Source organism: Microbacterium sp. K35 (genome assembly GCF_004794375.1).
GTDB classification, from domain to species: Bacteria; Actinomycetota; Actinomycetes; order Actinomycetales; family Microbacteriaceae; genus Microbacterium; species Microbacterium sufflavum.
In genome coordinates, this window is sequence record NZ_SSDM01000157.1 from 1 (window position 1) to 23430 (window position 23430).

Below are 23430 nucleotides of genomic sequence, written 5' to 3' on the forward strand. Positions count from 1 at the left end.
CGCGTGGCCGGTGACCCGGTCGCGCTCGCCGAGGCCGGGCGACTGCTGTCGGCCGCGCGCACCCCGGTGATCGTCGCCGGCGGGGGAGCCGTAGACGCGGTGCATCAGGTGACCGCGATCGCCGAGCGCCTGGGCGCCCCCGTGCTCACCACCCTGAACGGCAAGGGCGTGCTCGACGAGGGCCACCCGCTGTCGCTCGGCTCGAACCTGCGCCTCGCCGCCGCGCGAGCCGTCGCCGAGGCCGCGGACGTGCTGCTCGTGGTCGGCTCGAAGCTCGGGGAGGCGGAGCTGTGGGCCCCGCGCCTCGAGGCCCGCGGAGCCGTGATCCGCATCGACATCTCCCCGGCGCAGCGTGACAAGAACCTCACCGCGACCGTCGGGATCACGGGCGACGCGGCCGCGGTGACCGATGCCCTGCTGCCGCTGCTGCCCGACACGGCCCCGACACCGCGCGACCTGTCGGCCGAACGGGCCGCGATCGAGGACGAGTCCCGCGCCACGGCCCCCGAGACGGTGGCGCTCGCGGAGGTGATCGCCGCGGCACTGCCCGACGACGCGATCGTGGCGGGCGACTCGTCGCAGATCGTGTACATGGCGCTGGGCAGCGTGCTGCGACAGGAGCATCCGCACTCCCTGCTCTACACGCCCACCTATGCCACGCTCGGCTACGGGCTGCCCGCCGCGATCGGCGCCGCCGTGGCGCAGACCGAGCGCCCCGTGGTCACGGTGATCGGCGACGGCGCGCTCATGTTCTGCGTGAACGAGCTCGTCACCGCGGTCGAGCAGCGCCTCGACCTCACGGTCGTGTGCGTCGACAACGGCGGCTACGCCGAGATCCGCCAGAACGAGGTCGACCGCGGTATGGCCCCGATCGGCGTGGATCTGGTGCAGCCCGACTGGGCCGCGCTCGCCACCGCGTTCGGCGCGACCGGGCGTCGCGTCGAGAGACGCGACGACATCGCCCCGAGCATCCGCGCCGCCATCGCCGCGGGCGGCGTGCAGCTCGTGCACCTGCCGCAGCACGCCCTCTGAGCCCTCGACACCCCGAACGAACAGGAACGAGAAATGACCGACACCATCGGCCCCGTCGACGCCTCCGTGAACCCGCGGTACTCCGGCATCGCCACCTTCGCCCGCCTGCCCCGCATCGAAGACGTGCCGCGCGCCGACATCGCCGTGGTGGGCATCCCGTTCGACTCCGGTGTGAGCTACCGCCCCGGCACGCGGTTCGGTCCGTCGCACGTGCGGGAGTCGTCGCGTCTGCTGCGCCCGTACAACCCGGCGCAGGACGTGTCGCCCTTCCAGCTCGCGCAGGTCGTCGACGCGGGCGACATCCCCGTGAACCCCTTCGACCTCACCGAGGCCGTGACCGAGGTCGAGCGCGCGGCGACGGCGCTCGGCGAGCAGGTGCAGCGCATCGTGACGATCGGCGGCGACCACACCGTGGCCCTGCCGCTGCTGCGCGCCGTGGCCGCGAAGCACGGGCCGGTCGCGGTGCTGCACTTCGACGCGCACCTCGACACGTGGGACACCTACTTCGGCGCGCCCATCACGCACGGCACGCCCTTCCGCCGCGCGAGCGAGGAGGGGCTGATCGACCTCACCGCCAGCTGCCACGTGGGCACGCGCGGACCCCTCTACTCCAAGCAGGACCTGGAGGACGACGAGCGCCTGGGGTTCTCGATCGTGTCGAGCGAGTACATCGAGGAGCACGGCGTCGAAGCCGCGATCGACCGGATCCGCACGCGCATCGGCGACAAGCCGCTGTACGTGTCGATCGACATCGACGTGCTCGACCCCGCGCACGCCCCCGGCACCGGGACCCCCGAGGCGGGAGGACTCACGAGCCGTGAGCTGCTGCGCATCCTCCGCGCGCTGCGCGACCGCGACATCGTGGGCGCCGACGTCGTGGAGGTGTCGCCCGCCTACGACCACGCGCAGATGACCGGGATCGCCGCGAGCCACGTGGTGTACGAGCTCGTGACGCTGCTGGCCGCCCGCCTGGCCTCCTGACGCGACGGGTCAGTACAGCGCCGCGAGCAGGTCGGCGAACAGCTCCTCGGCGTCGCACTCCACGCGGCGCCGCGCGAACCAGTCGCACACGTTCACGCAGTCGCGGTGCAGCAGGTCGAGCCCCTGCGGGTTCGCGATCACGTCCACGATCTGCGGCAGGTCGATCACCCGCACCCGCCCCTGGTGCACGAGCAGGTTGTACGCGGACAGGTCGCCGTGCGCGAAACCCGCCGCGGCGAACAATCGCATGAGGTCGACCACCTGCGCGTAGTGCTCCTGCAGGGTGTCGCGGTCGGCGCGCACCTGCGCGAGGCGCGGGGCTGCGGTGCCGTCGTCATCGCCGAGGAACTCCATCAGCACCTCGGTCCCGCTCACCTGCACGGGGTAGGGCACCGGGGCGCCGAGCTGCCACAGGCGGCACAGCGCCTCGAACTCCGCGAACGACCACTGCGCCGCAGCCACCGCGCGCCCGTGCTCCGACTTGCGGGCCAGGGCCCTGGTGTCGCGGGTGTTCCGGGTGCTGCGGCCCTCCGTGTACACGGCGGAGCGGTGGAAGCTTCGGTTCTCCTCGCCGCGGTAGCGCTTCGCCGCCAGCAGGGTGCGCTGCGCGGGGTCGTCGGGAACGGCGCGTTCGAGCAGGAACACGTCGGCCTCCTTGCCCGTCTTGAGGATGCCGAGCTCGGTGTCGAGCGCGCCCGCCGAGGTCACGACCCACGCGGGCCGCGGCTCGGGGCCGCGTTCGGTCGGGGTGGCGGACGGCCAGGTGGTCCAGCGCTGCCCGTCACCGGGTTCGATGTCGGCGAAGGACAGGGAGGTCTCGAGGGAATCGAAGGGGGAGGCGTCGAAGGACGCGGCTTCCGGGGAAGCGGAGGGATCGGTCACGGTGTGGCTCCGGGAAGGGAGGCCGCACGGCGATCAGGAGCGGGCGGCCTCGAGGGGAAGGTGGTCGGCGAAGGGCGCGACGACGACGGTGTTCATCTCATCGCCTCCTTCTGCTCGGGCTTCCCGGGCGACTCCCGGTGCGACGACGAGCCTACGGGGGTGCGCGGGCGCGTGTCCAGGGTCGGACGATCGGTCGGACGCGGCGGACGACCGGTCGGGCGCGGACGCACGGGCGCCGGAAGGGTGGAAGCATGACCACGACTGCCCCCGTCCCCACCGCGGCGCCCACCCGGGCCGACCGCATCCGCTACGGCGGACTCATCGCGCTCATGATCATGGGCTTCCTGCTCGTGACCGCCGAGTTCCTCCCCAACGGCGTCCTCACCGAGATGGCCGAGGGCCTCGGGGTCACCCCGGGTCAGGCGGGGCAGACGGTCACGGTCACGGCGCTGGTGGGACTCGTCGTCGCGCCCACGATCGGGCTGATCTTCCCGCGCCTCGACCGCCGGTCGCTGCTGGTGTGGATGGCGCTCGCCGCGGCCGTGTCGAACCTCGTGGTCGCGATCGCGCCGAACCTGCTGCTCGTGCTCGCCGCCCGGTTCCTCCTGGGCGCGGCGATCAGCGCCTACTGGACCATGTCGATCACGGTCGCCGCACGGCTCGCGGGGCCGGAGCACCTGGGCCGCGGGGTCATGTTCACCTCGGCCGGGGTGTCGCTGGCCACGGTCGCCGGGGTGCCGATCGGCGTGATGCTCAGCGAGGTCGTCGACTGGCGGATGGTGTTCGCGCTCGCCGGCGTGCTGATGGTGGTGCTCGCGGTCGCACTGCGCTGGGCGCTGCCGTCGGTGCCGGCCGAGCGGGCGTCGAGCCTGCGGCTGCTCGTCGACACGGTCCGCCGCCCCGGTATCGGGCTGGGCATGGTCGGGCACGTCCTCGTGGTGCTCGGGCACTTCCTCGCCTACACCTACGTGCGGCTGGCGCTCGAGCGCATCCCCGACGTCGGCGCCTCGACCATCGTGGTGCTGCTGGCGCTGTTCGGTGTCGGCGGTCTCCTCGGCAACATCTCGATCGGGCTGGTGATCGACCGGTCGTTCGCGTTCTTCGCCGTGTTCGCGCCGCTCGTGATCGCCGCCGCGGTCATCTCGATGATCCTCTTCTCCGGGTCGATCATCGGCGTCGGCGTGGTCGTGCTCGTCTGGGGCTTCGTCTTCTCGTCGTGGCTGATCGTGATCAACACGTGGGTCGGGCACCGCATGCCGGATCGCCTGGAGGCGGGCGGCAGCCTCGTGGTCGTCGGGTTCCAGGGGGCGATCACCCTCGCCGCGGGTCTGGGCGGGCTGCTCGTCGACACGCTGAGCGTGGAGCTCGCCTACGTGATCGGCGCGGTGTCGCTGCTCGCGGGTGCGGTGCTGTTCGGCCTGTCGAACCGGCTCAGCACGCGGGGCTGACGGGGCACAGGGCGGCGCCGCCTCCCGCGCGGTTCACAACTCCGCAGTTTCCCGGCGATGTGTCGCCTGCCCGTCGCCCGAGCAGTCGCATCGCCGCGGATCTGCGGAGTCGTGGGCGGCCCGCCATCGAGATCGGGCTGAGACGCGATCGGTCACCGGGACGTCGGCGGCGGGGTCGGCGCTCAGACCAGGGCGGGAGTGCGGGCGGCGGAACGCCAGGACGACGGGGTCATACCCGTGCGGCGGCGGAACGCGCGGCTGAAGCCCTCGTCGGACGCGTAGCCGAGTTCGCGCGACACGTCCGACACGGAGCGCCCGGCGTCGAGCAGGCGCTTGGCCGCGTCGATACGCACCTCCGTGACGTAGTCGGCGGGGGAGCGGCCGACCGCGACGCGGAACCGCTCGGCGAAGGTGGAGCGCGACATGGCTCCGATGGCCGCGAGGCGCTCGACCGTCCAGTCGCGTCCTGGCTCCTGGTGGATGGCGTCGACCACGCGGTCGAGGAACGGGTCGTTCGACAGCGAGGGCCAGCCCGCGGGTGCGCAGCCGTTGGCGGCCCAGGCGCGGATGACCGACATCAGCACGGTCTTCGCCATCATGCGGCAGATCACGGGGTCGCCCTGCCGTGCGGGGGAGGCCGCGGGGTCGACGAGGCCCATGTTCTCGGCGAGCGCGGCGGCCGCGGGCTCGAGCGCGTCGAATCCGGTGACGGTGAGGAACGGCGGCAGGAGGGCGGGCAGCGGTGAGGTCGCGTCGGCGAACTCGAGGTCGACCACCATGAGCGTGGTGTCTCGGTCGGCTTCCAGCACGAACGCGGTGCGGCCGAGGGTGAGGAACGCGTCACCGGCGACCAGGTGGTCGCGGCGCTCGCGGGTCTCGAGGGTGAGGCGGCGGGAGTCGGGGTCGACGCCGAGGCGGCAGCCGTCGCCGAGGGGCGGATGCCCCTGCACGCTGCCGGATGCGAGGTAGACGAGCGTCGTGGGCCCGGCCGGGATCGGGAGCAGCCCTCCGGCGGCGAGCGGGATGCGCCGCGCCACGCCGACCCGCAGCTCCACGGCGTCGAGCACGTGCGAGAGCGCGTCCGGGTCCACTGTCACCATGCCTTCGGCAACGCCCCTCCCTCGTCCGGTATTCCGGTGGGAGCCGCGATTCGGCGCCCGAGGACGGCGCGGATACTCTGGAGGGGTACCCCACCCGAGGAGTCCCGTGTTCCGCACCCCTGGCCGTCTGTACCGTGTCCTGGCGATCGCGGAGGCGATCACCTGGACGATCCTGATCGCCGCGATCATCGCCAGGGCGGTCGGCGCCCCCGGGGTCGTGGTCACGGTCGGCGGCGGCATCCACGGCTTCGTGTTCCTCGCCTATGCCGCCACGGCCGTGCTGGTGGCGCTCAACCAGCGCTGGCACCCGGGCGTCGGCGTACTGGCGGTGGCGAGCGCCGTGATCCCCTACGCCACCATCCCGATGGAGATCTGGCTGCACCGCTCCGGTCGGCTGCGCGGCGACTGGCGGCTCGACCCCACCGACGACCCCCGCGACCGCCGCTGGTACGACCGGCTGATGCGCTGGTTCCTCCGCCGCCCGTGGGTGCTCGCGGTGCTGCTGGTCGTGGGCATCGTCGCGCTCTACGTGATCCTGCTGCTGGTCGGCCCGCCCGGGGGCAAGTGAGCCGGATCCGGACTGGTTCCGGATCCGATGTCACGTTTCCCGGCGGGGAGCGTCCTTCTCTGCGGAGCCACCCCGGTTCCCGGCGCCTCGGGCGTCGCACAGAGAGGAAACCATCATGACCGAACCCGTCACGTCGCTCGACCGGCTGCACATCGCCTTCATGGAGCGGTTCAACGCCGGCGACATCGAGGGACTGCTCGCGCTCAACGCTCCCGGTGTGGTGCTCGTGCCCGCTCCGGGTCAGCCGGTGTCCGAGCCGGCGGAGGTGCGCGCGGGCCTGGAGCAGTTCGTCGGCCTCGGCGGTCCGATCACCATGACCGTCCGGAACGTGTTCGTGAACGGCACGGTCGGGCTCGTCGTGGCCGACTGGACGCTCGACGGCACCGCTCCCGACGGCTCTCCGGTGTCGCTCGCGGGCGCCACGGCCGATGTCGCGGTGTACGACGAGACCCACGGCTGGCGCATCGCGATCGACAACCCGTTCGGCACCGTCTGACCGGCTGCGTGCGGGGCGCCAGTGCGGCGCCCCGCACCGGCGATCCCCCTCCCGTCTCTCGGAGAGGGGAGGGTCGGCCGAGCGGGTCGCCCGAGTCAGGCTGAGAGCAGGTGCCGGGCACGCGTGAGGCGCTGGCGTACCGCAAGCACCGTGATGCCGAGGCGTTCCGCGATCTCGGCGGCGCTCAGCTCGTGCTCCACGCGCAGCAGCAGCGGTTCGCGCAGGCTGCGGGGGAGGCGGGCGATGGCCGCTCGCACCTCGCACAGCTGCTCCTTCGCGGCGACCTCGTCCTCCACGCGCTGCGGCGCTTCGATCGCGACCGTGTCGATGTCGTCGTGCAGCGGGGTGCGGTGGCAGCGGCGGGCGCTGTCGATCACCACGCTGCGGGCCACGGCGTCGAGCCACGCGCAGAGCGATCCCGGTGCGGCCGAACGCACGCCGGGGACCGACTGCCACGCGCGCGAGGCGATGTCCTGCGCCACGTCGTCGGCGTCGCCCACCGGGGCGCCCAGTGAGATGCTCCGACGCCGGAGTCGACCGGGGTCGGAGGCCAACAGGGCGGTGAGCCCGGCCCTGGCCTCGGCGGCGTCGACCGCGGGTGCGCGCATGGTTGTCCTTCCGGTCACTGGGGACAACGTGTCGCGTGCTCGCCGTAATCCCGCGGATGCTGACGGGGTGAGGCTACGCGCGGGACACGGGGAGGCCGGCATCGGTGAGCGCAGTGCGGACGGCGGCGACGCTGGTGAAGGCGTGCGTGCTCATGCCGAGGTCCTGCGCACGCACCACGGAGCTTGCTCGGCGAGTCGTCGATGAAGAGGATCTCCTCCGGCGGGACGGAGAGGACCGCCGCCACGTGTCGGAACGCCCGGATGTCGGGCTTGGCGTGCCCGATCTCCGCGGAGTTGAACACCCGGTCGAAGTGCTTCCCGATGCCGCTGTCGCGGAGTTCTGCGGTGATGGTGTCGGTGCCGTTCGTGAGGATGGCGCAGGTCACGCCACGGGACCGCAGCCCGTCCACGAGTGCGAGCATGTCGAGGTCCGCGGCGAACGGCGTGCGACCCCACTCCCGTGCTGCGGGCGCGGAGCCGATCATCTCGCCGACCCGGGTGATCCACTCCTCCCGGGTGAGGCGACCCGTGGTCACCGAATCGATCAGCGGTGCGGCGAAGGCGGTGCGGGCGATCGTGCCGTCCGGGAGGGCGTACCGAGCCTCCAACCCGGGGTCGTGGTCGAAGTGGCGGATGACGCCGTCGAGGTCGAAGAGCACGGCACGGATCATCCGTCCATCCTGCACGGACACTCCGTCGACCCCGGCGATACAAAGTTGAGCCGAGCCATATCAAGTTTGTTTGACACGGTCGTGCGGCCGGAGTACACTTGAGCCATCGCGACTCAGGTTTCCCTGATCGCCGCAGGTTTTCCGAACCACAACAGACTTCCCAACAAAGGAGAGAACACATGGCACGTGCTGTCGGTATCGACCTCGGAACCACCAACTCCGTCGTCAGCGTCCTCGAGGGCGGCGAGCCCAAGGTCATCGCCAATGCCGAAGGCTTCCGCACGACCCCCTCGGTCGTGGCCTTCACCAAGGACGGGGAGGTGCTCGTCGGCGAGACCGCGAAGCGCCAGGCCGTCACCAACGTCGACCGGACCATCGCCTCGGTCAAGCGCCACATGGGCACGGACTGGACCTTCGAGGTCGACGGCAAGAAGTGGACGCCGCAGGAGATCTCCGCGCGCATCCTCCAGAAGCTCAAGCGCGACGCCGAGTCGTACCTGGGCGACACCGTGACCGACGCGGTCATCACCGTCCCCGCGTACTTCAACGACGCCGAGCGCCAGGCCACCAAGGAGGCCGGTGAGATCGCGGGCCTCAACGTGCTCCGCATCATCAACGAGCCGACCGCGGCGGCCCTCGCCTACGGCCTCGACAAGGGCAAGGAAGACGAGCTCATCCTCGTCTTCGACCTCGGTGGCGGAACGTTCGACGTCTCCCTCCTCGAGGTGGGCAAGGACGACGACTTCTCCACGATCCAGGTGCGCGCCACCGCCGGTGACAACCGCCTCGGTGGAGACGACTGGGACCAGCGCCTCGTCGACTACCTGATCAAGCAGTTCAAGGAGACCACGGGCGTCGACGTCTCGGGCGACAAGATCGCGCTGCAGCGCCTCAAGGAGGCCGCGGAGCAGGCCAAGAAGGAGCTCTCCAGCTCCACCTCGACCAGCATCAACCTGCCGTACCTGTCGCTGACCGAGTCCGGCCCGGTGTCGCTGAGCGAGACCATCACCCGCGCGAAGTTCGAGGACCTCACGAAGGACCTGCTCGACCGCACCAAGAAGCCGTTCGAGGACGTGATCCGCGAGGCCGGCATCAAGGTGTCCGACATCGACCACATCGTGCTCGTGGGTGGATCGACCCGCATGCCCGCCGTCGCCGAGCTCGTCAAGCGCGAGACCGGCAAGGAGGCCAACAAGGGCGTGAACCCCGACGAGGTCGTGGCCGTCGGTGCGGCTCTGCAGGCCGGTGTGCTGAAGGGCGAGCGCAAGGACGTCCTGCTCATCGACGTGACCCCGCTCTCCCTCGGCATCGAGACCAAGGGCGGCATGATGACCAAGCTCATCGAGCGCAACACGGCCATCCCGACCAAGCGCAGCGAGACCTTCACCACGGCCGACGACAACCAGCCGTCCGTCGCGATCCAGGTCTTCCAGGGCGAGCGCGACTTCACGCGCGACAACAAGCCGCTCGGCACGTTCGAGCTGACCGGCATCGCCCCGGCGCCCCGCGGCATCCCGCAGATCGAGGTCACGTTCGACATCGACGCCAACGGCATCGTGCACGTGTCCGCGAAGGACAAGGGCACCGGCACCGAGAAGTCGATCGTCATCTCCGGCGGCTCGTCGCTGTCGAAGGAAGACATCGAGCGCATGGTGCGCGAGGCCGAGGAGCACGCCGCCGAGGACAAGGCACGCCGTGAGGCCGCCGAGACCCGCAACCAGGCCGAGACCCTGGCGTACTCCATCGAGAAGCTGATCTCCGAGAACGAGGACAAGCTCCCCGCCGACGTCAAGACCGAGGTCAAGGGCGATGTCGATGCCCTCAAGACGGCCCTGGCCGGCGACGACGACGAGGCCGTGAAGACCGCGTTCGAGAAGCTCAACCAGTCGCAGTCCAAGCTCGGCGAGGCGATCTACGCCTCCTCGCAGGCGGATGCCGCCGCCGGCGCTTCGGCTGACGGCGAGGCCCCGGCCGGTGACGCCCCCTCCTCCGAGGAAGACGTCATCGACGCCGAGGTCGTCGACGACGAGGACGAGAAGAAGTAACCATGACCGACAAGAACTTCGACGAGAACCAGAATCCTGAGTCCGCCGAAGGTCGCAGCGAGGGGTCGGACGCTCAGGCGTCCGGCCCCGCGCCGCAGAACCCGGACTCCCGCGAGGCGCAGGCCGCCGAAGGGTCGGACGAGACGCCGGTCGACGGCGCCCCCGACGACCTGACGGTGGACGACATCCTGGGCGCGACGCAGACCGGCGAGGCCGCGGCGGAAGACGCCGTGCTCGCCGACCTCGAGTCGACGCTGCTGAACGACCTCAAGCGCCTGCAGGCCGAGTACGCCAACTACCGCCGCCGCACCGAGGAACAGCGCCAGATCGAGATCGAGCGCGCCAAGGGCGAGGCCGCCAAGGGCCTCATCCCCGTGCTCGACGACCTGGGCCGCGCCGAACAGCACGGCGACCTGGTGGAGGGCACCCCCTTCGCCGTGATCGCCGACAAGGTGCGCGCCGTGGTGGAGCGTCTCGGAGTCGTGGCCTACGGCGACAAGGGCGAGGAATTCGACCCGCAGCGCCACGAGGCCATCTTCCAGCAGCCGACCCCCGGCGTCGAGAAGGCCACGGTGCTCGAGGTCGTCGAGGTGGGGTACCGCCTGGGCGACGTCGAGCTGCGTCCCGCGAAGGTCGTCGTCGCCGTCCCTGCGGAGTAGGTGATCGATGGCCAGCCAGGATTGGTTCGACAAGGACTTCTACAAGACCCTCGGGGTCACGAAGGACGTCAGCGACGCTGACCTCAAGAAGACGTACCGCAAGCTCGCGCGCAAGTATCACCCCGACTCCAATCAGGGCGATGCGAAGGCCGAGGCCAAGTTCAAGGAGATCAGCGAGGCCTACTCGGTGCTCTCCGACCCCGAGCAGCGCAAGGAGTACGACGAGATCCGCGCCATGGGCTCGGGCGCCCGCTTCACGGCCAGCGGCTCCGGGGCGGGCGGGTTCGAAGACGTCTTCAGCCGGTTCGGACAGCAGGGGCGAGGCCAGAGCGCCGACTTCGAGGACATCTTCGCGATGTTCAACCAGGGGCAGGGCAGCGGCTTCGGCGGCGGCCGGTTCGGTCAGCCGAGCGGCGGGTTCCGCGGCTTCGGCGGACCGCAGCGCGGCGCCGACGTGACCGCCCGCACCACGCTCGACTTCACCACCGCCGTGCAGGGTGAGACCATCACGCTGCAGGGCGAGGACGGCAAGCCGTTCAAGGTGAAGATCCCCGCGGGCGTCGCCGACGGGCAGAAGATCCGGCTGCGCGGCCGGGGTCGTCCGTCGCCGGACGGCGGGGAGAGCGGTGACATCGTGGTGCAGATCACGGTGCGACCGCACCCCGTGTTCACGCGCGACGGCCTCAACCTCCGCGTGGTCGTGCCGGTCACGTTCACCGAGGCCACGCTCGGTGCCACCATCGAGGTGCCGACGCTCGGCGGTGACGTGGTCAAGCTGCGCGTCGCCCCTGGCACTCCGTCCGGGCGCGTGCTGCGCGTCAAGGGCCGCGGTGTCGCGACCTCCAAGGGCACGGGCGACCTGCTCGCCGAGCTCCAGGTCGCGGTGCCGACGCACCTCGACGACGCCGCGCGCGAGGCGCTGGAGAAGTTCCAGCAGCTGGAGCCGCAGGAGAACCCGCGGGCGGAGTTGATGGCGAAGGCCCGCCGATGAGTGCGAACGCCGAGGGACGGGGGTGGAGTGCGTGATGGACGCCGACACCCCCGTCTTCGCGATCGCCGCGGCCGCCGAGCTGTCGGGCCTGCACCCGCAGACCCTCCGCCAGTACGACCGCATCGGGCTCGTGGTGCCCGGCCGCACGCCGGGCGGCTCCCGGCGGTATTCGTCGCGGAACATCGAGCAGCTGCGGGAGGTCGCGCAGCTCTCCTCCGAGGGGATGAGCCTGCCCGCGATCGCCAAGCTCCTCGACCTGGAGGACGAGAACCGGATGCTGCGCGGGCGCGTCGTCGCGCTCGAGGCCGCGCTGCGCGCCGAGCGGGAGAACCGCCCGGGCGTGCGGGTGTTCGCGGCCGGCTCGTCCGGCGTGGTCCCGATGCCCGGCGGACGACGACTGCGTCGCTCGACCGAGCTGGTGCTGTGGCACCCGCGCGGCTCGGCGTGACCTGCGCCCGACACGTTCAGGGGATGGAAAGCCGCTCTTCCTAGCGTGGGGGCAGGGAACCCCCTGGTCCGCGCCGCGCGCGGGTGTCCTGCCACGACGGAAGAACTCCTCATGACGAACACCACTGCCCACCGCCCCGCCCCCTCGCTGGGACTCCTGATCCTCCGGGTCGTCACCGGTGCGATCTTCGCCGCCCACGGCGCCCAGAAGATCTTCGAGTACACGATCCCCGGAACCATCGGCAGCTTCGCCGGCATGGGTGTGCCGTTCGCGGAGATCGCCGCGCCCGTGGTCGCCTTCGTCGAGCTGATCGGCGGCATCCTGCTGATGCTCGGGCTGTTCACCCGCCCGGTCGGCGTGGTGCTCGCGATCGACATGCTGGTCGCGCTCGTGCTCGTGCACCTGCCCGCCGGTCTCTGGGTGGGCGAGGGCGGCTACGAGTTCGTGGCCGTGCTGGGCGCGGCCGCTCTGGCCCTCGCGCTCACCGGTGCCGGGCGCTTCTCGATCGACGGGGCCGTGCTGCGGGGCCGAGCTCCCGCCTGGCTCGCCTGACCGCTCAGCCCTCGCCCCGGTCGACGCCGACCCGTCGCACCAGCACCCACGTGTTTCCGGCGTCGCCCGGCACGTGCCGGAACTCGTCGAGCGCGGCCTGCGACAGTGCCAGGCCGCGCCCGCTCTCGCTGTCCTCGCCCGGCATGGACACGGTGTCCCAGTCGATCGGGGCGGGCGGCGCGGTGTCGCGGATGTAGGCGCGCAGCTCGTCCGCCGAGACACGCACGTCGACGCTGAACACCACGTCGGTGCGCTCGTTGTGCTGCGCGATGTTGGTGGTCACTTCGCTGACGGCCAGCGCGAACAGCACCTGGTCCTCGGCGGGGATCTCCGGACCATCGACCCAGAGCCGGTCGAGCGCGTCGAGCGCGCTGTCGACCAGGGCGAGCCCGGCGGGCCCGTCGACGTGGAACGCCCGGACCTCAGCGGCCATCGAACGCCGATTCCGGCGTCGGGTAGTCGCGCAGCACGCGATCCAGGTTGGTCAGGTGGAGCACCGTGCGCACGGCCTCCGGCACGGCCGCGATCCGCAGGTCGCCCCCGGCCACGCGGGCGCTCTTGAGCCCGCCGACGAGGGCGCCGAGGCCCGAGGAGTCGACGAACTCGGTGCCGCTGAGGTCGATCGCGATGCGCGGCTGCCCCGCGGCGACGAGGTCGCTCACGGCGTTGCGCAGCAGGGGTGCGCCGGACGCGGTGAGGCGCCCTGTGATGGCGACGACGGCGTAGCCGTCCCTGGTGTCAGTGCTGACGTTCATTCGACTCCTTCTCGAGGATGGCCGCGGCGGGACCGCGGTACCGGGCGGCCTGGATGATCACGCTGAGCACGACGAGGTCGTACAGCACCCAGGCGGTGTTGACGAGAGTGCCCGTGCCGTCGGCCGTGCCGAGGAACACCCGCACCACCCCGATCACGAGCGCGACGGCGAGCACGATCATGGCGGTGAGCTGCGGCCAGATCTCGCCCCACGGCACGCCGCGCGGGTCGCGGCCGTCCTTGCGGGTGACGGCGAACGACAGCGGCCGGCCGAGCACGACGTTCGCGAAGGCCGTCCAGCAGGCACGGATCCACACCGGGAACAGGGCGAGCGAATACTGCTGGCCGCGCCAGGTCTTCACGCCCTTCGCGACCACGAGGAACAGCGCCTGGTTGATGAGGAAGTACGGCAGGAACCGCGCGAAGAAGTCCACCGACCACGCGGTCACCGGGAGCACCCCGAACACCAGGTAGATCACGGGCGCGGCGAGGTAGACGATCGCCGCGAAGCCCGACAGGTAGCTCCACATCGTGGCGAAGTACATCAGCCGCTGCCCGACCGAGAGGCCGCGCTTGGCGAGCGGGTTGTCGCGCAGCATCACCTGCAGCGTGCCCTGTGCCCACCGCAGGCGCTGCGTGAGCATGGTGCGCAGGTCTTCCGGGGCGAGCCCGTGGGCCAGGATCTCGTGGTGGTAGACGCTGCGCCAGCCGAGGGCGTGCAACTGCATCGCGGTCGCCATGTCTTCCGTGACCGAGATCGTGGCGAGCGGGAGGATCGGCTGCGCCTCGTCACCGCGGTCGAGCCGCAGCGCGTCGAGCAGTCCGCGCACGGCCTCCACCGCGGTGATGGGCGACAGGTCCGACGCCGCCAGGGCGTCGAGCCCGGCCTCGTCGACCACGACGAGCCCGAGCTCGGCATCGTGCTGCATCGGCAGCGCGCCGATCTCGGCCAGGTCGGCGCGGATGCCGTCCAGGTCGTGCGCGACCAGGATGCGGGAGGCGTTGTCGACGGCGTCGCCCACGCGTGCCGCCACCTCGGCGACCGACTCCCCGGCGGCGAGGTCTTTCCGGCCGCGCGAGATCGCGATGCGCAGCGCCCCGAGCTCGGTCGCCAGGGCGGGGTCGGTCGCGGCCTCCGCCTCCTTCGCGATCAGGGTCTCGGAGGTCTTGAGCGCCTTCGCGGCCGACTCCGTCACCTCGCGCACGTAGCCGACGATGCCGAGCTGCATGAGCGCCTCACGCCGCAGCACGGCGTTGGAGCCGCAGAAGAACGCGGCGTTCCAGCCGTCCTTGCCCTGCTGGATGGGGCCGTAGAACAGCGGTGCCTGACTGCCGAGCGGGTCGGCCTCGTCGACGTTCACGAACCACTGCGGCGTCTGCACGAGCGCGACCTCGGGGTCGTCGGCGAAGTAGCCGAGCGTGCGGTGCAGGATCAGCGGGTCGGGCACCTGGTCGGCGTCGAGGATGAGCAGGAACTCGCCGTCGGTCTGGAACAGGGCGCTGTTGAGGTTGCCGGCCTTGGCGTGCCGGGGCTTTCCCGTCCAGTCCTCCGAGCGGGTGAGGTAGGCGACACCGGCGGCGCGGGCCTCGGCTTCGAGCTCGGGGCGCGCCCCGTCGTCGAGGATCCACGTCGTGTGCGGGTAGGCGATGCGCTTCGCGGCCCGCGCGGTGGTCATGACGAGCTCGATCGGCTCGTCGTACGTGGTGATGAACACGTCGACCGTGCCCTGCGGCGGCGACACCGGGGCCGGGCGCTCCTTGGCGCGCCACATCGTCAGGCAGAACAGGAACGTGTCGATGAGGCTGTAGGTCTCGGCGATCACGAGCGGCACGGCGATCCACCACGCCGACCAGTTCACCGACTCCAGCCAGCGCCAGGCGACGTAGTTGACGCCGAGCAGCACCGACAGCAGCGCGAGGATGCGGATGGTCGCGAACCGGGCGGTCACGAGTCCCTCCGCACCACCACGACGGTGATGTCGTCGGTGGCGCGCTCGTCCGAGTTCGCCAGCCGCAGCGCCTCCTGCACCGCGCCGTCGGGGCCGAGTGCGGCGAGCACGCGGTCGACGTGTGCGAAGGGGTCGTCCTCGTCGAGCACGTCGAGCAGGCCGTCGCTGCAGCAGATGAAGGTGTCGCCCTCCTCCAGCGTCGTCGTGATCGGCTCCCGCGGGTCGGCGACGCCCATGCCCATGCCCAGCGGCAGATTGGTGGAGCGCAGCGGGGTCCAGGAGCGGTCGGCGCGGATCACGAACGCGAGACTGTGCCCCGCATCGATCACCTGCAGCTCACCGGTCGAGGGCTGCAGCTCGGCGACCACCGCTGTCACGAACATCGAGGTGTCGGCGAGGTCGTCCTCCAGGAGCCGGTCGACGTCGGCGACGGCCGTGGTGAGCGGACGCTCCGGGGCCGTGCGCAACGACGCGCGCACCGTGGCCGCCACGAGCGCGGGCCCGGTGCCCTTGCCCATCGCGTCGGCAAGGGTCACGCGCAGGGCGTCGCCGTGCCGCGAGAAGTCGAAGTAGTCGCCGGCGAGCATGCCGCGCGGGGCCGCGCCGGCCGCGATCGTGTAGCCCTCGACCTCGGGGAGCACGCGGGGCCGCAACGCCTGCTGCACGACCGCGGCGTGGTCGATGTCGGCGTCCTGCGCGAGCTCGGTCTGCACCCAGAACGCGAGGTCGCGGAGCAGATCCTGCTGCGAGTCGGTGAGCACGTGCGGCTCGGTGTCGAGCACGCACAGGGTGCCGATGGGCTCTCCGCCCGGGGCGTGCAGCGGGTGCCCGGCGTAGAACCGCAGGTGCGGGTCGCCCGTGACGAACGGGTTCTCGGCGAACAGGTCGGTGGCGCTCGCGTCTTCCACCACCACCGTCCGGTCCTGCGACACGGTGTAGTCGCAGAACGAGTCCTCGCGCGGGGCCTCGTTCCCCCCGAGGCCGATCTGCGCCTTGCGCCATTGCCTGTCCCGGTCGATCAGCGAGACGCTGACCATCGGTACCCCGAACATTTCTTTCGCCAGTCGCGCCACCCGGTCCACTCGCTCGTCCGGTGGTGTGTCAAGGATCCCCAGTTCCTCGAGCGCTGCCTGGCGCCGTCGCTCGTCGAACATCGCCCGCCCCTCCTACGGTCACTTCCGGTCATCCTAGGCGGAATATCGGCGGCGTGGTGCGGCCGTCGAAGGCGCGTCCAGGTGAACCACAGGAAACGGTTCTGCGCAAGCCCCGTGGCGAAACGCTTCTCCGGTCCTACTGTCCGATTCAAGGCTCGGACCGCCGACTGCGCCTCCCCCCGTCGCGCAGCACGGGCGGCCCCGATCCGGCATCGCGCGTGCCCGGCAGCCCGGGCACCACGGTCTCTCCGGCGTGCCCCCGTACGCCGGATCATCGCAGGGAAGGAGCGGGTGGATGGCACGGACGCCACGCACGCGCGATCGCTACAACCGCCGCGAGGCCCTCGCGGGGTACCTGTTCATCTCGCCCTGGATCATCGGGTTCCTGGTGTTCACGGCCGGCGCGATGATCTACAGCCTCTACATCTCGTTCAGCAGCTACAACCTGGCCACGAACACCGCCCGCCCGATCGGCATCGACAACTACGCCAACCTGTTCGACGACCCGCGGGTGGGGGTCTCGCTCGCGAACACCCTCTTCTACGTGGTGATGGCCGTGCCGCTGGAGATCGTGTTCGCGCTGGTGCTGGCGATGCTGCTCAACCGCGTCGGCCGGGGCGCCGGGTTCTTCCGGGTGCTGTACTACCTGCCGAAGATGACCCCGGCGGTCGCGACGGCGGCGGTGTTCTTCCTGCTGCTCAACGGCAACTCCGGCGCGGTGAACCAGTTCCTCCGGCTGTTCGGCATCGAGGGGCCGCAGTGGCTCGTCGACCCGGCGTGGGTGAAGCCGAGCATCGTGATGATGACGCTGTGGACGGTCGCTGGGACGATGGTGATCTTCCTCGCGGCGCTGAAGAACGTGCCCGTCGAGCTGTACGAGGTGGCGTCGCTCGACGGCGCGGGGCCCGTCCGCAAGTTCTTCTCGATCACCCTGCCGATGATCTCCGGGGCGATGTTCTTCAACGTGATCGTGCTGTCGATCGCCGCGTTCCAGATCTTCGACCAGGCGTACCTGCTGTTCTGGCGCGACCAGAGCAACTCCTCGCCGGAGGCGTCGCTGTTCTACGCCATCTACCTGTTCCAGCAGGCGTTCCGGCAGTTCAACTTCGGATTCGCGGCGGCGATGGCGTGGCTGCTGTTCGTGATCATCATGCTGATCACCCTGATCCAGGTGAAGGTCGGCAACCGCTTCGTCTACTACGAGGGAGACCGCTGATGTCGCAGACACTGCGCCCGGAACCCGTCGAGGTCGAGCGGGAGAAGAGCCCCGGAACGTTCACCACCACGGTCCCCACGCGCGGGCGCTGGCGCCGCCGGCTCCACCAGCCGAAGAGCCTCGCCGGCCGGATCGTGCTGAACGTGATCCTCGTGCTGTTCGGGCTGCTGTTCCTCTACCCGTTCGTGTGGCTGATCGCGGCGAGCCTCAAGCCGCGCGGCGAGGTGTTCGACAACGCCCTCATCCCGAAGACGTTCGTGCCGGAGAACTACGTCGAGGTGTGGAACCAGCTGCCGCTGCTGAGCTGGATGGGCAACAGCATCGCCATCGCCCTGCTGGCCGCGGGGACCGTGGCGATCTCCAGCTCGATCGTGGCGTTCGGCTTCGCGTACTTCCGCTTCCCCGGCCGCGGCCTGCTGTTCGGCCTCGTGCTCGCGACCATGATGTTGCCCGGCGCGGTGACCATGATCCCGATCTACCTGATCTGGAAGGAGACCGGGCTGCTGGGCACGTGGGTGCCGCTGTGGGGCATGAACCTGTTCGGGTCGGCGTTCTACATCTTCCTGCAGCGGCAGTTCTTCCTCGGGCTGCCGCGGGAGCTGTTCGAGGCGGCGCGGCTCGACGGGGCGAGCGCGTGGGGGCTGTTCTGGCGGATCGCGATGCCGCTGTCGATCCCGTCGTTCGTGATCGTGTTCCTGTTCGAGTTCCAGGCCAGCTGGAACAACCTGCAGGCCGCCCTCATCTACCTCAACGCCGGGTCGGTCGACCAGTTCACCGCCCCGCTCGGCATCGCCTACGCCATGACCAAGTACAGCCCCACAGCGGGAGGCCACGGCGACTACCAGTACGTCATGGTCGCGTCGCTGCTGGTGACGCTGCCGATGCTCATCCTCTTCGCCTTCGGGCAGCGCTCCTTCATCGAGGGCGTCGCCACCCAGGGGCGCAAGGGCTGACAACGCACCACCGATCGAAAAGGAGCAGTCATGCGCACACGCATGTGGGGAATCACCGCGGTCACCGCCGCATCCATCCTCGTCCTCGCCGGCTGCGGCGGGGGAGGAGGGGGAGACCAGGCCGCCGACGCCGACTTCGGTGCGGAGCCGAGCGGCACGCTGAAGGCGTGGGGGTTCGAGAACGCCGACGACGTCGGCACCTCGCGCATGGACTATGCGGCAGAGCAGTTGAGCGACGTGAAGGTCGACCTCGACGCGACGGCCTTCGACGCGCAGAAGTTCACCACCCGCATCGCGAGCGGTGACGTGCCCGACGTGGTGCAGATGGACCGCCGCTACGTCACGACCTACGCCGCGCAAGACCTCATCATGCCGCTCGACGAGTGCTTCGCCGCGCAGGACGTGACGCCGCGCGACCACTGGTACCCGTTCGTGGTCGACGACGTGACCTACGAGGATGCGGTGTGGGCGGTGCCGCAGTTCTACCAGCCGCCGGCGATCCTGCTGAACAAGGCCGTGCTCGACGAGGCCGGGGTGACCGCGGAGGAGATCGACACCTCGCAGCCCGACGTGCTGCTCGGAGCGATCGCGAAGATGTACCAGGAGTCGGGCGGCGTGCCGTCGCGGCTCGGCTTCGACCCGGTCGCCACCGGCCAGGCGGGGCTGTGGATCCTCGGCATGGGCGGTCAGCTCAACGACGCCGACGGCGCTCCCACCCTGGACGACCCGAGCAACGTCGCGGGCATCGAGATGCTCAAGCAGATCACCGACGCGCAGGGCGGCTTCGCGGCGGTGAAGAGCTTCACTGACTCGTTCGACGCGTTCGGCGACCAGAACCAGTTCGTGGCGAAGCAGGTCGGCTCGCAGGTGAACGCCCAGTGGTATCCCAACGTGCTCAGCCCCTATGCCGACCAGATCCAGTTGGAGGCGGTGCCGTTCCTCAACAGCGACGGGGAGCCGTTCTCGGTCGCGTCCGGCACGGCGTTCGTGATCCCCGTCGGGGCGAAGAATCCCGCGGCAGCGTGCGCGTGGATGGTGAACCTCACCTCGGACGACGCGTGGATGGCGGCGGGCGACGCGCGGGCGAAGACCATCGAGGAGGAGGGCGGCATCAACACCGGGCTGTTCACCGGCTCGCCCTCGGCCGACCAGGCCATCCGCGAGAAGTTCGTGACCGAGAGCGGCAACGCCGGCTTCGACCAGGTGATCTCCACGTACTACGACGTGGTCGACTACGGGAAGTCGTTCGGCTCGTCGCCCGCGGGGCAGGAGATCCAGAACGAGCTGAACAACGCCATCACCGCGGCGCTGCTCGGCGACAAGTCGCCCGAGGACGCGTTGAAGGATGCGCAGGACGCCGCGATGCGCGCCTACGAGAACGCCACGGCGGGCTGAACCCCGGAGGGGCGTGGGTGGGGGCGGCTTCGCCCCCACCCACGGTTGTGATGGTGATCGCTAGGAGTGCCCGACAACGGTGACGACGATCTGCACGATCCCGAACACGATGAATCCGGCGCCGCCGACGAGGATCCCCTTCTCTCCGCGATGCTCGAACGTGTCGGCCACGGGCTGACCGTAGAACCGTCGGAACCACCGCAGGGCGAACCGCAAGAACGCGTGCCTGGCGAGAAGAAGTGCGACTCCGACCGTCACGATCACGAGCCCGATAACAACGCCGAGGATCATTCGACGGTGAGTCCTTTCACCTAGATCGCCTTTCCATCGGTCGATGTCACCGTCCCTGCCGAGGGCCAGGTCTGAGACCTCGTCGAGGGTGATTCTCCACGCACGCCATCATCTCCGCCGGCGGCGCGGTGGTTCGCCTCTGTCGCTCGCGTCGGATACTCCGGGTCGAACGAGAGCAGGTCGCGGTAGCGGCGGTTGGTGAGGAGGCCCGGGTGCCGTCCCTCCACTTCCGCGCGTAGTCGAGAGAGCATCTGATCCGATGCCTCGACCAGTTCCTGTGCCGAGACGAAGGCCGGCCGTTCGCTGTCGTCGGCGACGATCTCGATCCGAGTGCCTCGCGGGGCGAAGTGGAGGCACCGCTCCGATCCGAGGATCTCCAGCGTGTGCGGTTCACCGCGCTGGATCACGTGGGCCGCGTTCGTCATCTGGAGCGCGAAGCCGAGTATCGGCAACCAGCCCCACCGCATGCTGTGGTCTGCGTCGTCCGTCATGAGCACGATGTCACCGAGGAAACGCCAGTAGCCCAGCGACACGTCGTCGATCCGATCCCACGCCACGTCGTCTGCGCTCGCGTCCCGATGTATCCGGTAGTCGAGGGTCAGCATGGTTCCCTTCCTTTCACGACGGCGAGGCAGTCGGTCATGTGATGGCCGAGAAGAGAAAGAGCACGCCGCCCACGAAGACCACCACGCCGACCAGGAGAAGGCCACTCCCGCCGTAGAGCAGGCGGCGGTCGAGATGCGGAAGCCCTGACAGGCCGCGATCGGTGTGCCACGTCGCACGGTGCGACCAGCATCGGCTCAACAGGAGTGCACCAGTGATGCAGGTGGCGAGACCGACGGCGACCACGCCGACGGTCAGTACCTCACCCCACGGCGGCCCTATCTCCCCGAGACGCACGAGTGATGCCTCACCTCGGCCATCGCCCAGCCGTCGAGGCAGAGAGACGGCGAGAACGAAGCAACCGATCGCCACGAGGAACTGAATCAGGCTCACGCCCAGACCGACGGTGGATGCAGGCAGTGTGAGCCGCCCCGTCATGCCCGCGGCTTTCACATTGCGCCCCACGCGTTCACGATGAACGGCGACGACGGTAGCGGAGGTCACCAGAAGCGCACTCATTGTCAGGAAGGCAACCGTCAGGAGTGCGGACATTCGTCCGGCCTGATCATTCGATCGATGGTGAGCACCGGCGCCGAGGATTCCGTCTTCGCGATGTGAATCTCGCCCGGAATCACACCGCGCAGGATGACGGAGCCCGGATGCTGCGTCACGCGGTCCAGCACGATCGTGCCGAGTCCCTCCGGATCGTGGACGTGGAAGTGGCTGGCGCCGGTGATCGTCACGGTGAAGGGAAATCGCTCCCAGCTCGCCCTCCGAAACGAGGGGAATTTGCGTCCGCCGGTCTTCCTCGCTTCGTAGAGAAGTCGTCCGCCCTGAAGATCCGCGCAGCCCGCCACCTCGAAGACGCCGGCGTTGACGCGCGCCGCATGAAGGTCGAGGACGGGCTCGTCGACGTCGTCGAGGGTGATTGTCTCCACGACCCCATCATTCCCGACCGTGAGGTCGGTCAACCAGTGGCAACGGCCTGCGGGCTTCCGGGAGGGAGAAGCACGCATTCCTTCCCGCGCCGGGGTGTTCGTCGCCGGCACACCGCTGAGGTCAATGGATACTCAGGCCCAGCGCCGCGCGCATCGTCCTCGCGAGCCGGAGGACGCCGTTCCGCCTGCCGATGGTCGAGGGTAGCCACACGCGCCGACCGCTCGTCATCTCGACCTCGATCATCCGGACGGACCCGACGACAGGCAGCCATCCGACGGAGGCACCGCCCATGCCGAAGTAGGGGACCAGCTCCACAGCCGACACCTCGCCGGCCCTGAAGCGCTGCGTACGGAACCAGGAGACCACCTTCACCGCTCCAGGCGAGACCCAGACGCCGAGCCAGGCGGAACGCACGAGCGCGGCGGCGACGAATGCGTAGACGGGAAGCCCGATCCACCACATGCTGCTCTCGTGCCCCAGTAGCACGAACAGTCCGGTCGCCGTTGCTCCCCACAGAAGTGCCCCGATCCGTGCTCCGGTCGATGCGCTCTGTGCATCAGCCGCCTCCGCGGGCGCGGACGAGAACGACGCGATCATCATGACGGCCCGCCCGTCAGTCCAAGGGCGACGGTCGCCCATCGAACGGGCGAGTCGATGGAGTTCTCTGGAGCGTTCATCGTTGCCCCGCTGCTGCAACAGCACCGCGAGATTGTGGGCCGCTGTGCGCGTCACCGGTGGCGATCCCGAGCCAGTACGCCGCTTCGGCCGCGTCGGTGCTGTCCGGCGTTTCGCTCAGGAGGTTGCCGAGGAGGAGCGCCGCTCCGTATACCTCGGCCTCGCCGGCCCACTCCGTCCATGCCCGCCCCTCCTCGACCAGCCCCTCACTCAGCAGGAGCCGCGCCAACGGAAGCGCGAACTCCGGAGACTCCTGGAGGCCCGCCGTGAGGAGGCGCTCGATCTCTCGTGGATCGCCGGGTTCCGTAGTGAGGACCAGGCTCTCCCCGAGTAGACCCTCCAGCCGTGCGTGACCGTCCGGGCGAAGATCGAGTGCGGCTCGAAGGTGCACCACCGCCTGGTCGTGATCACCCAGCCAGTTCTCGCCCTCGCCGAGAGCAGCGAGGGCATCCCACGACCCGGCGCTCGCGGCCTCACGGAACATCGACAGCGCCAGACGTTCATCGACATCCCAGACGATCGCTGCCAGGTGAAAGAGACCATCCGCGTTGGGGTCGATCCGTTCGGGAAGGTGATCGATACTGAGGTCCGGAATCGGTGCCCGGAGAAGCTCACGATCGACGTCACCGGAAGGGCGCGCGTTGTCGCGAAGGAAAGACAGGAAGCCGCGCTCGCCGAATCCCTGTGCTCCGTACATCCGTCGACGTGTCACAGGAGGATGTTCTGGATCGCCCCGGCAACTCCGGCTGCCGTCATCGCCAGTCCGATACAGGTGATGCCGACCCCGACCGTGCCCATCATCCACGGCGTCTGCCGACCCGCCGACGCCCGCGCATACCGCTCGCCGAGCATCGACTTCTGCGCGGAGAACATGAACCCGTTGAGACGGGTGCGGTGACGAATCACCACAATGCCCAACACGATCACCAGCACCCCGACCAGCAGATTCGGAACGACGGTATCGACACTGATGTCGGGCATTCTCACCGCTCCTGTCGATGGTGGAGTTTCTTCCGACAC

General features: G+C 69.9%; 28 protein-coding genes. 13 read left to right on the forward strand and 15 right to left on the reverse strand.

Going from position 1 to position 23430, the window contains the following annotated elements:
• A partial coding sequence (locus DW299_RS05245; RefSeq protein WP_240745322.1) for a thiamine pyrophosphate-binding protein occupies positions 1–1032 on the forward strand: 1032 nt, incomplete at its 5' end.
• 33 nt (positions 1033–1065) lie between these two features.
• Entirely contained in the window at positions 1066–2013 is a 948-nt protein-coding gene (speB, locus tag DW299_RS05250; protein WP_136035952.1) for an agmatinase, read from the forward strand.
• A gap of 9 nt (positions 2014–2022) precedes the next feature.
• Here speB and DW299_RS05255 read toward each other — a convergent pair whose 3' ends face one another.
• The gene (locus DW299_RS05255) at positions 2023–2895 is read right to left on the reverse strand and encodes a serine protein kinase RIO (RefSeq protein WP_136035953.1); all 873 of its coding nucleotides are present in this window, start codon (positions 2893–2895) and stop codon (positions 2023–2025) included.
• Between the two features lie 251 nt (positions 2896–3146).
• On the opposite strand from DW299_RS05255, the gene DW299_RS05260 reads away from it, so the two are divergent.
• Positions 3147–4343 carry an MFS transporter gene (locus tag DW299_RS05260; RefSeq protein ID WP_136035954.1) on the forward strand — a complete coding sequence of 399 codons (1197 nt, stop codon included), beginning with the start codon at positions 3147–3149 and terminating at the stop codon, positions 4341–4343.
• Positions 4344–4525: 182 nt separating this feature from the next.
• Here the strand turns inward: DW299_RS05260 and DW299_RS05265 are convergent, their stop codons facing one another.
• On the reverse strand, positions 4526–5443 hold the full coding sequence (locus DW299_RS05265; protein WP_136035955.1) for a helix-turn-helix domain-containing protein: 918 nt from the start codon (positions 5441–5443) through the stop codon (positions 4526–4528).
• A gap of 106 nt (positions 5444–5549) precedes the next feature.
• Here DW299_RS05265 and DW299_RS05270 point away from each other — a divergent pair, with 106 nt between their 5' ends.
• Both DW299_RS05270 and DW299_RS05275 read left to right on the forward strand, forming a co-directional pair.
• Positions 5550–6011: a DUF3817 domain-containing protein gene (locus DW299_RS05270; protein WP_136035956.1), complete on the forward strand. Its 462-nt coding sequence runs from the start codon at positions 5550–5552 to the stop codon at positions 6009–6011.
• A gap of 115 nt (positions 6012–6126) precedes the next feature.
• Positions 6127–6507: a YybH family protein gene (locus DW299_RS05275; protein ID WP_136028710.1), complete on the forward strand. Its 381-nt coding sequence runs from the start codon at positions 6127–6129 to the stop codon at positions 6505–6507.
• A 95-nt stretch (positions 6508–6602) separates the two neighbouring features.
• Here the strand turns inward: DW299_RS05275 and DW299_RS05280 are convergent, their stop codons facing one another.
• Both DW299_RS05280 and DW299_RS05285 read right to left on the reverse strand, forming a co-directional pair.
• A complete protein-coding gene (locus DW299_RS05280) occupies positions 6603–7115 on the reverse strand; it encodes an RNA polymerase sigma factor (protein WP_168387175.1) in 513 nt (170 codons plus the stop codon).
• Positions 7116–7129: 14 nt separating this feature from the next.
• Positions 7130–7786: an HAD family hydrolase gene (locus DW299_RS05285; protein ID WP_240745323.1), complete on the reverse strand. Its 657-nt coding sequence runs from the start codon at positions 7784–7786 to the stop codon at positions 7130–7132.
• A 179-nt stretch (positions 7787–7965) separates the two neighbouring features.
• Between DW299_RS05285 and dnaK the strand changes: the two genes are divergently transcribed.
• From dnaK to DW299_RS05310, 5 genes are all read left to right on the forward strand, one after another.
• Positions 7966–9831, forward strand: coding sequence for a molecular chaperone DnaK (dnaK, locus tag DW299_RS05290; protein WP_136035958.1), 1866 nt, complete (start codon positions 7966–7968; stop codon positions 9829–9831).
• 2 nt (positions 9832–9833) lie between these two features.
• Positions 9834–10490, forward strand: coding sequence for a nucleotide exchange factor GrpE (locus tag DW299_RS05295; protein ID WP_136028706.1), 657 nt, complete (start codon positions 9834–9836; stop codon positions 10488–10490).
• Positions 10491–10497: 7 nt separating this feature from the next.
• Complete coding sequence (locus DW299_RS05300; RefSeq protein ID WP_136028705.1) at positions 10498–11481, forward strand: DnaJ C-terminal domain-containing protein; 984 nt, start codon at positions 10498–10500, stop codon at positions 11479–11481.
• 34 nt (positions 11482–11515) lie between these two features.
• Positions 11516–11929 (forward strand): heat shock protein transcriptional repressor HspR, encoded by a 414-nt coding sequence (locus tag DW299_RS05305; protein WP_136028704.1) that lies wholly within the window; start codon positions 11516–11518, stop codon positions 11927–11929.
• Positions 11930–12040: 111 nt separating this feature from the next.
• Positions 12041–12481: a DoxX family protein gene (locus DW299_RS05310; protein WP_136035959.1), complete on the forward strand. Its 441-nt coding sequence runs from the start codon at positions 12041–12043 to the stop codon at positions 12479–12481.
• Positions 12482–12485: 4 nt separating this feature from the next.
• On the opposite strand, the gene DW299_RS05315 is transcribed toward DW299_RS05310, so the two are convergent.
• The 4 genes from DW299_RS05315 to DW299_RS05330 are packed head-to-tail and all read right to left on the reverse strand — an operon-like array spanning position 12486 to position 16338.
• Positions 12486–12914 carry an ATP-binding protein gene (locus tag DW299_RS05315; protein ID WP_136035960.1) on the reverse strand — a complete coding sequence of 143 codons (429 nt, stop codon included), beginning with the start codon at positions 12912–12914 and terminating at the stop codon, positions 12486–12488.
• On the reverse strand, positions 12904–13236 hold the full coding sequence (locus tag DW299_RS05320) for an STAS domain-containing protein (protein WP_025102664.1): 333 nt from the start codon (positions 13234–13236) through the stop codon (positions 12904–12906). The genes DW299_RS05315 and DW299_RS05320 overlap by 11 nt, the downstream gene beginning before the upstream one ends.
• Entirely contained in the window at positions 13220–15184 is a 1965-nt protein-coding gene (locus DW299_RS05325; RefSeq protein WP_136035961.1) for a glycosyltransferase family 2 protein, read from the reverse strand. The genes DW299_RS05320 and DW299_RS05325 overlap by 17 nt, the downstream gene beginning before the upstream one ends.
• A complete protein-coding gene (locus tag DW299_RS05330; protein WP_136035962.1) occupies positions 15181–16338 on the reverse strand; it encodes a PP2C family protein-serine/threonine phosphatase in 1158 nt (385 codons plus the stop codon). The genes DW299_RS05325 and DW299_RS05330 overlap by 4 nt, the downstream gene beginning before the upstream one ends.
• A gap of 295 nt (positions 16339–16633) precedes the next feature.
• Here DW299_RS05330 and DW299_RS05335 point away from each other — a divergent pair, with 295 nt between their 5' ends.
• Genes DW299_RS05335 through DW299_RS05345 form a run of 3 tightly spaced genes read left to right on the forward strand, consistent with a single transcriptional unit; the run spans position 16634 to position 19902 of the window.
• The gene (locus DW299_RS05335; protein WP_136028699.1) at positions 16634–17554 is read left to right on the forward strand and encodes a carbohydrate ABC transporter permease; all 921 of its coding nucleotides are present in this window, start codon (positions 16634–16636) and stop codon (positions 17552–17554) included.
• The gene (locus DW299_RS05340) at positions 17554–18507 is read left to right on the forward strand and encodes a carbohydrate ABC transporter permease (protein WP_136028698.1); all 954 of its coding nucleotides are present in this window, start codon (positions 17554–17556) and stop codon (positions 18505–18507) included. The genes DW299_RS05335 and DW299_RS05340 overlap by 1 nt, the downstream gene beginning before the upstream one ends.
• 30 nt (positions 18508–18537) lie before the next feature.
• Positions 18538–19902 carry a type 2 periplasmic-binding domain-containing protein gene (locus DW299_RS05345; protein WP_136035963.1) on the forward strand — a complete coding sequence of 455 codons (1365 nt, stop codon included), beginning with the start codon at positions 18538–18540 and terminating at the stop codon, positions 19900–19902.
• 60 nt (positions 19903–19962) lie between these two features.
• On the opposite strand, the gene DW299_RS05350 is transcribed toward DW299_RS05345, so the two are convergent.
• From DW299_RS05350 to DW299_RS05380, 7 genes are all read right to left on the reverse strand, one after another.
• Positions 19963–20193 (reverse strand): hypothetical protein, encoded by a 231-nt coding sequence (locus DW299_RS05350; protein WP_136035964.1) that lies wholly within the window; start codon positions 20191–20193, stop codon positions 19963–19965.
• Positions 20194–20213: 20 nt separating this feature from the next.
• Positions 20214–20798 (reverse strand): hypothetical protein, encoded by a 585-nt coding sequence (locus DW299_RS05355; protein ID WP_136035965.1) that lies wholly within the window; start codon positions 20796–20798, stop codon positions 20214–20216.
• Between the two features lie 34 nt (positions 20799–20832).
• Positions 20833–21348, reverse strand: a complete 516-nt coding sequence (locus tag DW299_RS05360; RefSeq protein ID WP_136035966.1) for a hypothetical protein — start codon at positions 21346–21348, stop codon at positions 20833–20835.
• Positions 21333–21734 (reverse strand): hypothetical protein, encoded by a 402-nt coding sequence (locus DW299_RS05365; RefSeq protein WP_136035967.1) that lies wholly within the window; start codon positions 21732–21734, stop codon positions 21333–21335. Before DW299_RS05365 ends, DW299_RS05360 begins: the two co-directional genes overlap by 16 nt.
• A gap of 121 nt (positions 21735–21855) precedes the next feature.
• On the reverse strand, positions 21856–22437 hold the full coding sequence (locus DW299_RS05370) for a hypothetical protein (RefSeq protein ID WP_136035968.1): 582 nt from the start codon (positions 22435–22437) through the stop codon (positions 21856–21858).
• On the reverse strand, positions 22409–23107 hold the full coding sequence (locus DW299_RS05375) for a hypothetical protein (protein ID WP_136035969.1): 699 nt from the start codon (positions 23105–23107) through the stop codon (positions 22409–22411). The genes DW299_RS05370 and DW299_RS05375 overlap by 29 nt, the downstream gene beginning before the upstream one ends.
• 11 nt (positions 23108–23118) lie before the next feature.
• On the reverse strand, positions 23119–23391 hold the full coding sequence (locus tag DW299_RS05380) for a hypothetical protein (RefSeq protein ID WP_136035970.1): 273 nt from the start codon (positions 23389–23391) through the stop codon (positions 23119–23121).
• Between the last annotated feature and the right edge of the window lie 39 nt (positions 23392–23430).

Bases quoted from the DNA above. Each gene is read 5' to 3' on its own strand.
- speB (WP_136035952.1), top strand. From the start codon at position 1,066: ATGACCGACACCATCGGCCCCGTCGACGCCTCCGTGAACCCGCGGTAC.
- DW299_RS05260 (WP_136035954.1), top strand. From the start codon at position 3,147: ATGACCACGACTGCCCCCGTCCCCACCGCGGCGCCCACCCGGGCCGAC.
- DW299_RS05265 (WP_136035955.1), bottom strand. From the start codon at position 5,443: ATGGTGACAGTGGACCCGGACGCGCTCTCGCACGTGCTCGACGCCGTG.
- DW299_RS05275 (WP_136028710.1), top strand. From the start codon at position 6,127: ATGACCGAACCCGTCACGTCGCTCGACCGGCTGCACATCGCCTTCATG.
- DW299_RS05280 (WP_168387175.1), bottom strand. From the start codon at position 7,115: ATGCGCGCACCCGCGGTCGACGCCGCCGAGGCCAGGGCCGGGCTCACC.
- DW299_RS05285 (WP_240745323.1), bottom strand. From the start codon at position 7,786: ATGATCCGTGCCGTGCTCTTCGACCTCGACGGCGTCATCCGCCACTTC.
- dnaK (WP_136035958.1), top strand. From the start codon at position 7,966: ATGGCACGTGCTGTCGGTATCGACCTCGGAACCACCAACTCCGTCGTC.
- DW299_RS05295 (WP_136028706.1), top strand. From the start codon at position 9,834: ATGACCGACAAGAACTTCGACGAGAACCAGAATCCTGAGTCCGCCGAA.
- DW299_RS05300 (WP_136028705.1), top strand. From the start codon at position 10,498: ATGGCCAGCCAGGATTGGTTCGACAAGGACTTCTACAAGACCCTCGGG.
- DW299_RS05305 (WP_136028704.1), top strand. From the start codon at position 11,516: ATGGACGCCGACACCCCCGTCTTCGCGATCGCCGCGGCCGCCGAGCTG.
- DW299_RS05310 (WP_136035959.1), top strand. From the start codon at position 12,041: ATGACGAACACCACTGCCCACCGCCCCGCCCCCTCGCTGGGACTCCTG.
- DW299_RS05315 (WP_136035960.1), bottom strand. From the start codon at position 12,914: ATGGCCGCTGAGGTCCGGGCGTTCCACGTCGACGGGCCCGCCGGGCTC.
- DW299_RS05320 (WP_025102664.1), bottom strand. From the start codon at position 13,236: ATGAACGTCAGCACTGACACCAGGGACGGCTACGCCGTCGTCGCCATC.
- DW299_RS05330 (WP_136035962.1), bottom strand. From the start codon at position 16,338: ATGTTCGACGAGCGACGGCGCCAGGCAGCGCTCGAGGAACTGGGGATC.
- DW299_RS05335 (WP_136028699.1), top strand. From the start codon at position 16,634: ATGGCACGGACGCCACGCACGCGCGATCGCTACAACCGCCGCGAGGCC.
- DW299_RS05340 (WP_136028698.1), top strand. From the start codon at position 17,554: ATGTCGCAGACACTGCGCCCGGAACCCGTCGAGGTCGAGCGGGAGAAG.
- DW299_RS05345 (WP_136035963.1), top strand. From the start codon at position 18,538: ATGCGCACACGCATGTGGGGAATCACCGCGGTCACCGCCGCATCCATC.
- DW299_RS05350 (WP_136035964.1), bottom strand. From the start codon at position 20,193: ATGATCCTCGGCGTTGTTATCGGGCTCGTGATCGTGACGGTCGGAGTC.
- DW299_RS05355 (WP_136035965.1), bottom strand. From the start codon at position 20,798: ATGCTGACCCTCGACTACCGGATACATCGGGACGCGAGCGCAGACGAC.
- DW299_RS05360 (WP_136035966.1), bottom strand. From the start codon at position 21,348: ATGTCCGCACTCCTGACGGTTGCCTTCCTGACAATGAGTGCGCTTCTG.
- DW299_RS05375 (WP_136035969.1), bottom strand. From the start codon at position 23,107: ATGTACGGAGCACAGGGATTCGGCGAGCGCGGCTTCCTGTCTTTCCTT.
- DW299_RS05380 (WP_136035970.1), bottom strand. From the start codon at position 23,391: ATGCCCGACATCAGTGTCGATACCGTCGTTCCGAATCTGCTGGTCGGG.